Origin of the sequence: Mycoplasma sp. HU2014, from assembly GCF_001199495.1 — a bacterium.
Lineage (GTDB): Bacteria > Bacillota_I > Bacilli_A > Mycoplasmatales > Mycoplasmataceae > Mycoplasma.
Map to the genome: position 1 here is coordinate 1 of NZ_LFYS01000012.1, position 8,019 is coordinate 8,019.

Sequence of the window (8,019 nt, forward strand, 5' to 3'; positions counted from 1 at the left end):
TTGATAAATTAATTGCATAATAACATCTTTTAGTGTTGTTGATCTTGTAGTAGAACAATTATCAAAAATATCAAAATAATCAAAGAGTTTTTCAATAATCTCGTAACCTTTATACCTTTCTATAACCTCTTTTTTCAATGATTTTTTCTCTTTGAAAATTTCATCTAATTTTGTTTTAGCTTGTTCTTTTGTTCAAGATAGTGGGAAGTTTGCAATAATTGCTTTAATCACAGTTAGCGGATCATCGTGATATTCTTTCAATTCATGTAAATAACCATAACCAAATCTGAATTCAAACCCCTTGTTATCTCTTCTTGGCACCCCAATTGATAAATATTCACCCTTCTTAACTCTTGCTATTGATGTTCTTCATTGTCTTTTTGTATCTTTTCTTGACTTTTTCATATTTCTATTATATCATATTTAAGCATAAAAGTATAGATATTTATATTTTTTTATAAAAAATATAGCTACTAAAAACGTGCTGTTTTTGTAGCTAAGTGGGAAACGTAGGTCAAATACAAATTCTTAATCTTAAATAGAAATTATAAAAAGGGATTCTAATAACATGACCCCTTTTTATAATTGATTTGCTAAACTATAAATTCTATCTTCAAATATTTTTGTATCGTGTGGAGTAGGAGTTTGAGTTCGAACTCATGAAATAATTATATAATTAACAAAAATTTTACATAATAATAGTTTTTTAGAATCATAATCTTTATAAATTTCTAATAATTTATCTTCGCACTCTTGATTCATTTGACTAGTTTCTATTAAATAAGCTAATTCAAAATGTTTATCTCCCATTGTTGCATATTCTCAGTCAATAAAATAAATTTTATTATCATTTGTTTGAATCATATTAAAAGGAAATAAATCGTTATGTAGTGGTGTAGTCTGATCCATAGATTTTAAAATATCATCAATTAAATTATAATAGTCATCTAATACTTTAGTGTTAGTGTTTAACTCTTTGATTTTTTCTCTATAATGAGCAACTCTTTGAGTTAGATTAAATTCTGGAAATTTTAAATTTGAAGTATGAATTTGTTTAACTTGATTAGCAACTATTTCAATATTTGTTATATCTATAACAGGTTCAATTCCATTAATAAATTCTCATTCTATTTCTTTATTGGTATTTTTAATTAGTTTAGGTACAAAATCAAATATTTTCAAAATCGAATAATCAATATTATGATTAAAAGAATTATATTTTTTTATTTGTAAAAACTTATTATCAACTTTATATGAAATATTAGTTCCACCTTTTGTGATTTGTTGTTTCATATAAACCTCCTAAACTAGTTTATTTACAAATTCTTGTAATAATAAAGAATATGATCTATTAAAATCATTTTCTAAATAACACAAATAAACTATTTTTAAATAATCATTTTGGCTAATCTTTTTATTATTAAATAATCTTGATGCATATTTAACTGTTCATTTAACAAATTGTTTAGAATTAAATAAACTATTATTTATATCAACTTTTTCAGAGTATAAATCTTTTAAATTATCTTTATATTGATCAGGAATTAATTTAAGTATTTCAATTGTATATCTTTCAAATTTTTTATCTAAAACTTCATTACCTATTAAATAAACTGTTTGTTGTTTATTTAAAATTGTTTCTTTATCTAGTTTTTTATAAAAATCAATCATAGTGTTAATTGCATGACACATACCAACTAACATCATATAATTTCTAATTGGCTTATTAAACTTTTTGAATAGTTGTTTTTCATTTATTATTTTTTTAATTTTAGGTTTGAAAAAGTTTAAATAATTATTAACATCTTTAAATACTTTATCTAATTTAACTTGAGTAATATCATCAAAACTTATGTAATCATTTGGATTTAAATTAAAGTTTAAGATTCATTTTTTATTTTTTAAAATTAACTTATTTAATCTATTTTTAAATCAAGGATTAATGTGTAAATATGCTTGTAAATCATAAGAGTTTAGATCTTTTAATTTATAAATTTCTATCATTGTCTACCCCTTTTCATTTTCTATTATATATAAAAAACAATATTTATATAAGTTATAATTAAATTAATATTTTTATTAAAGGAGAAGTAAAATGTCAAACAATCACCAAGAAATTGAATTAGATTTTTTTGAACCTAGTTTAGGTTTAATTATTGCTAATTTAGATAATGTTTTAGATGAATTAAATAAAGATAATAATAACTATAAACAATTAGAAAATTTAATTAATGAATTTGAAAATATTGAGAATTTAGATAATTGAGATGAATTAGTAAATAAATTAGAAAAATTAGAATTACAAATTATTAAAGAACTTTTAAACATAAAAGATAGTAGTATGTTTAACCTAATAAGTAGTTTACAAATTAGTAAACATTTAGCTTTTTTATTAAAACAAAATAATTTTGTATTTAAAAATTTAAATGATTTAGAAATGAATGCTAAAGCTTTAAAATGAACTAGCCAACAAGAATATATTGATTTTTATAAACAAGTTATAACAAATCAAGTAAATGATGTTTTAAAAGAACATAAACTGTTATTTGAACAATTAAATTCACAAAAAGATGAGTTTAAAAAAGTTTATAATCTTTTAATAAGTGAACAAAATTTTGATGATTTATTAGAGGGAAATAAAATTTTAATTGATATTTTAAAATTAAATATTAACTTAAATGATACTTTAGATTTAAAAAGATTAGATATTTTAAATAAAGTAGAAGCTTATTTAGAATTTATTAATTTTTGACAACAAACAATTAATTTAGAAGAAGAATAATATGGATAAAATAATTGCTTTTATAGTTTTATTAATAATATATTTTATTTTACTTGTTGCTATGGGTTTATTAGCTTATTTATATCAAATTAAAAATCAAGCTTTTATCAATTACAACAAACAATTTTTTAAAAAATGAAACGAATATAAACTTAAACATAAAAATGATGTTTTAAAACAAATATCATTTAAATTTGAACTTCCTGTTGATGAAATAGCATTACTAGAAAAAGAATTTTTAATTTCAGTTAATAGTAAAAAAGTTTCTAAAAAGAAACTTAAAAAAGAAACTAAACAAAATTTAATTAAAGACTTTTTATATGATGATTATTTATTTTTAAAAGAAAATGTTAAATTAAAAAAACGAGTTGATTATCAATTAAATCAAGCAACAATTTATCTAACAAATAAAAGAATAGTTATTAATCTATTAGATAATTATTTTAAGATTTGAATAGATGATATTAAATCAATTTCAGTTTGTGTAATTAAAAAAAATGATCAATTTTTAGATTCTTGTTATTTAACAACTAAAAAACAAGAAATTCAAATTACAGGTGAAGTTTTTGATTTTGTTTTAATAGTTCAAAAATTAATTAGAAAAAGAGATGAAAATAATGATAAGTAAAGATATTAGTAGTACTTTTATTTCTTCAATTGTTTTATATGTTTTAATTTTATGTTTATCATTATTTGTATTTATTAGTAATTTTTATTTATTATTTCAAATTAAAGTTAGATTAAAACTTATTAGAAAAGAAAATCTTTTATATTTATATAATCATAAAAATTACTCATTAGTTTTATTAGATTGTTTATTTGATCTTATTTTACTTATACTAGTTAGTGTAATTTTTAGTTTATATATTAATCAAAACATTTCTAATAAATATTATGTGTTTGAAATATGTGCAATTTGTAAAATTATTAGTTTGATATTTTTATATTTTTTAAATCCTAAACTTATTAAAACAATATTAGTAATTAATACAATAAAATTTTTAATTTTATCTAATACATTAATAGAGTTAGAAAAAATATTTTCTATTAGATTTGAAAATAAAACATTTAAAAAAGTAGTTATTAATTATTTTGATCAAAACAACAATAAACAACAAATTAAACTTTATATAAATAAAAATTTAGAAAAATGATTTGAAGATAATTTAAATAAATATATTAAAGATTAGGAGAGTATTTATGATTAAACAAGCCGTATTTATTAAATCAGCAGCAGATAGAAGCGGATGAATTGATGATCAAATTAGTGAAATTTGTTTTGTTGGACGAAGCAATGTAGGTAAATCTAGTTTTATTAATTCTTTAACAAATAATAATAAGTTGGCAAAAGTTGCAAATACTCCAGGTAAAACTAGATTATTAAACTTTTTTGATATTAATAAATCTCAATTTAGATTGGTTGATGCTCCAGGTTATGGGTATGCAAAAATTAATGATGCAACTAAAATCCAATTTGCTAAAATGATGCAAGATTATTTTGTAAATAGAAAAAATTTAAAAGGTGTTTTTATGTTAGTTGATCTGCGTCATAAGCCAACTAAAGATGATATTCAAATGTATGAATTTTTAAAATACTATAATATAAAAGTTGTGATTGTTGGAACTAAATTAGATAAACTAAAAAGAAATGAATATAGTAAAAATGAACAAATGATTAAACAGACATTAGGATTTGTTTCTAGTGATAGTTTTATAAAAATATCAAATTTAAACAAAACAAATATAAGTGAGTGTTATGATAAAATAAATGAACTTTTAGAAGGGTAAAACTTGTATGAACGATTATAAAACTCAAAACTTAACTGAAGTTGAATCTAGTTTAAAAACAGATTTTAAAAATGGATTAACTGAAGCTGAAGCTAATTTGAGATTAATTAAAAATGGTAAAAATGCGTTACCTGTAAAAAAACCAACTCCTGCAATTATGTTATTTTTTAAAGCTTTAGCTAGACCTATTCAAATAGTTTTATTTATAGCTGCGATCATTTCAATAATTGCTCCTTTAATAGCTAAACGTACATTAAAACCTCATTTTGAGGATTTTATTGATTTTATCGTTATTATGTTTGTTATTCTATTAGATGCTACTTTAGAAACTGTTCAAGAAATTAGAGCAAGAAAATCAGTTGATGCATTAAAATCTCTATCTCAACCTAAAGCAATAGTTATAAGAGATCAAATAAGCCGAGAAATTGATGCAACTGATTTGGTAGTTGGTGATATTGTAGTTTTAGAGGCAGGAAAATATGTTCCAGCTGAATTACGTTTAATTGAAACTAGTGATTGTACGGTTGATGAATCAATTTTAACTGGTGAATCAGTTAGTGTTGAAAAAACACCAGAAGCTATTAAAAAAACTAAAATATTATCTGATATGAAAAATATTGCTTTTATGTCAACATTCATTACTTCAGGTCGAGCAGTTGGAGTTGTTGTTGAAACAGGAGTTAATACTGAAATTGGTAAAATAAGTAAAGCTGTTTCAGAAAACGAAGATCAAACTACAAGTTTAGGGAGAAAAATTAATAAATTTAGTTACTTAATTTCTTTTATTGCTGTTGTTATTAGTGCATTTATATTTTTATTATTCTTATTTACAGGAAATAAACATAGTTGAGCAAATTATTTAATGGTTGCTATTACTTTAGCAATTGGTGTTATTCCTGAATCACTATCAGCTATTGTTTCAATCACGTTATCTTTTTCAACAAAAAGAATGGTTAAAGAAAATGTTATTGTTAAGAAATTAGAAAGTATCGGAACATTAGGATCGGTTAATGTAATTTGTACTGATAAAACTGGTACTTTAACTCAAAATAAAATGACTATTGAAAAAGTTATTTGAAATAATGAAGTTATTAATTCTAATGATTTTATTAATTTAAAAGCAAATGAAGCTAAAAAAATGTTTTTAAAAGCTTTAGTATTGCCAAATGATTCAATTACTGAAAATGGTGAAAGAATTGGAGATCCTACTGAATTAGCATTAGTTGATTTTGCTGAAATAATGAATGTTGATGAACAAAAATTTAGAAAAAAATATAAAAGACTTGATGAGATACCATTTGATAGTGAAAGAAAATTAATGACAACAGTTAATGGTTTAGAAAATAAACAAAAAGCTGTGTTTACAAAAGGTGCATTAGATGAATTATTAAAAAAATGTAAAAAAATATATCTAGATGATAAAATTGTTAAATTAACTTCAACTCATAAAAAAGAAATTAAAAAAGCCACTTCAACATTAAGTGATGATGCATTAAGAGTTTTGGGTTATGCTTTTAAAATAATAAATGATGATGATAAAAATTATGAATCAGATTTAATTTTTATAGCTGCTACTGGAATGATAGATCCAGTAAGACCTGAAGCAGTTCAAGCAATTAAAGAAGCTAGAAAAGCAGGAATAAAAGTTGTTATGATAACTGGTGATCATGCGATTACTGCTTTAGCTATTGGTAAAGCTTTAGATCTAGCTTACACTCCTTATGAGGTTTTAACTTCAGACAAATTAGAACAATATTCAGATGTTGAATTAGCAAGTGCAATTGATAATATTAAAATCTTTGCAAGAGTAAATCCTGAACATAAAGTTCGAATAGTTCAAGCATTACAAAATAAAGGTTATATTGTTTCAATGACAGGAGACGGGGTTAATGATGCTCCAAGTTTAAGTAAAGCTGATATTGGTGTTGCTATGGGGATTGCTGGAACTGATGTAGCTAAACAAGCAGCAGATGCAATTTTAACTGATGATAATTTTAAAACAATTATTAAAGGTGTTGTTGAAGGAAGAAATGTATTTCAAAAAATTAGACGTGCAATTGTTTTGTTATTAGGATTTAACTTAGCAAACGTTTTAAGTATAGTTTTAATTTCACTACTTTTAAAAGTTTCACCTTTTGAAGCCTCAAATATTTTATTTATAAACTTAGTTGTTGACTCATGTTTAGCATTTGGTATTGGAATGAGTCCTTTAGATAATTCCTTAATATTATTAAAACCACAAAAGAAAAATGATGGAATTTTAAAAGATATTGTATGACCTATTTTTCAAATAGGATTATCTCTATCAGTTGCTCAAATTATTAGCTTTATTATTGCAATGTCAGCAACTGATATGAATTATTGAATGAGTCAAACTAAAACTAAAGCTGACAATTGATTCTTATTTATTCAAAACAATAAAAATTACTTTTTAACAAATCCAACAAAATTAAATGAATTTATAATTTTTGGTAGATCTGGTATGTTTATTACAAGTGTTATAGCTCCAACAATATTTAGTCATTTAATTAAATTAACAAATTGAAAAGAAACTAGAAAAATAGATTGAACAGTTTCAAAACCGCTAATAGTTGGATCGATGATTGTTTTAATAGTTTCAATATTTGCATTTTTAATTCCTGGAGTTAATGATAAAGTATTTGGATTATTATCAATTAATAAACAAAACCATTTAAGTTGAAGTAATAATAATTTCTGAATATTATTTACTAGTTTAGCTTGTGCTTTAATTCCAACAATATTTATGATAATAACTGATTTAATTCAATTTTACTCATATCATTTATCTTCTAGAAGTTGAGAAAATAATCAAAGATTAATTGCTCAATTAGTAGAACAAGATAAAAAGAAAAGACAAACAAAATCAGATACTAACTAGTAAAATAAAAAGACTCTTTAGAGTCTTTTTATTGATATATTACTTGTTGTTTTCTTCTTCTCTTCCTACGTTTCCCACTTAGTTACAAAAACAGCACGTTTTTATTAGCTATATTTTTTATAAAAAAATATAAATATCTATACTTTTATGCTTAAATATGATATAATAGAAATATGAAAAAGTCAAGAAAAGATACAAAAAGACAATGAAGAACATCAATAGCAAGAGTTAAGAAGGGTGAATATTTATCAATTGGGGTGCCGAGAAGAGATAACAAGGGGTTTGAATTCAGATTCGGTTATGGTTATTTACATGAATTGAAAGAATATCATGATGATCCACTAACTGTGATTAAAGCAGTTATTGCAAACTTCCCACTATCTTGAACAAAAGAACAAGCTAAAACAAAATTAGATGAAATCTTCAAAGAGAAAAAATCATTGAAAAAAGAGGTTATAGAAAGGTATAAAGGTTACGAGATTATTGAAAAACTCTTTGATTATTTTGATATTTTTGATAATTGTTCTACTACAAGATCAACAACACTAAA

Annotated in this window: 7 protein-coding genes and 2 pseudogenes; 6 read left to right on the top strand and 3 right to left on the bottom strand. The window is 22.5% G+C overall.

Annotated elements, in window-relative coordinates; genetic code table 4:
- From AB668_RS00695 to AB668_RS00705, 3 genes and pseudogenes are all read right to left on the bottom strand, one after another.
- Positions 1-405: pseudogene (locus AB668_RS00695) on the bottom strand (IS1634 family transposase); the annotation flags it as partial.
- Positions 406-579: 174 nt separating this feature from the next.
- A complete protein-coding gene (locus AB668_RS00700) occupies positions 580-1,293 on the bottom strand; it encodes a phosphotransferase family protein (RefSeq protein ID WP_050517194.1) in 714 nt (237 codons plus the stop codon).
- Positions 1,294-1,302: 9 nt separating this feature from the next.
- On the bottom strand, positions 1,303-2,004 hold the full coding sequence (locus AB668_RS00705) for a hypothetical protein (protein WP_050517195.1): 702 nt from the start codon (positions 2,002-2,004) through the stop codon (positions 1,303-1,305).
- A 91-nt stretch (positions 2,005-2,095) separates the two neighbouring features.
- On the opposite strand from AB668_RS00705, the gene AB668_RS00710 reads away from it, so the two are divergent.
- From AB668_RS00710 to AB668_RS00735, 6 genes and pseudogenes are all read left to right on the top strand, one after another.
- Entirely contained in the window at positions 2,096-2,782 is a 687-nt protein-coding gene (locus AB668_RS00710) for a hypothetical protein (RefSeq protein ID WP_050517196.1), read from the top strand.
- A gap of 1 nt (position 2,783) precedes the next feature.
- Entirely contained in the window at positions 2,784-3,410 is a 627-nt protein-coding gene (locus AB668_RS00715) for a hypothetical protein (RefSeq protein ID WP_050517197.1), read from the top strand.
- Positions 3,400-3,972, top strand: a complete 573-nt coding sequence (locus tag AB668_RS00720; protein ID WP_050517198.1) for a hypothetical protein — start codon at positions 3,400-3,402, stop codon at positions 3,970-3,972. The genes AB668_RS00715 and AB668_RS00720 overlap by 11 nt, the downstream gene beginning before the upstream one ends.
- A 10-nt stretch (positions 3,973-3,982) precedes the next feature.
- A complete protein-coding gene (gene yihA, locus AB668_RS00725) occupies positions 3,983-4,570 on the top strand; it encodes a ribosome biogenesis GTP-binding protein YihA/YsxC (protein WP_050517199.1) in 588 nt (195 codons plus the stop codon).
- 7 nt (positions 4,571-4,577) lie between these two features.
- Positions 4,578-7,469 carry a cation-translocating P-type ATPase gene (locus AB668_RS00730; RefSeq protein WP_050517200.1) on the top strand — a complete coding sequence of 964 codons (2,892 nt, stop codon included), beginning with the start codon at positions 4,578-4,580 and terminating at the stop codon, positions 7,467-7,469.
- Between the two features lie 173 nt (positions 7,470-7,642).
- Positions 7,643-8,019 (top strand): annotated as a pseudogene (locus tag AB668_RS00735) (IS1634 family transposase); the annotation flags it as partial.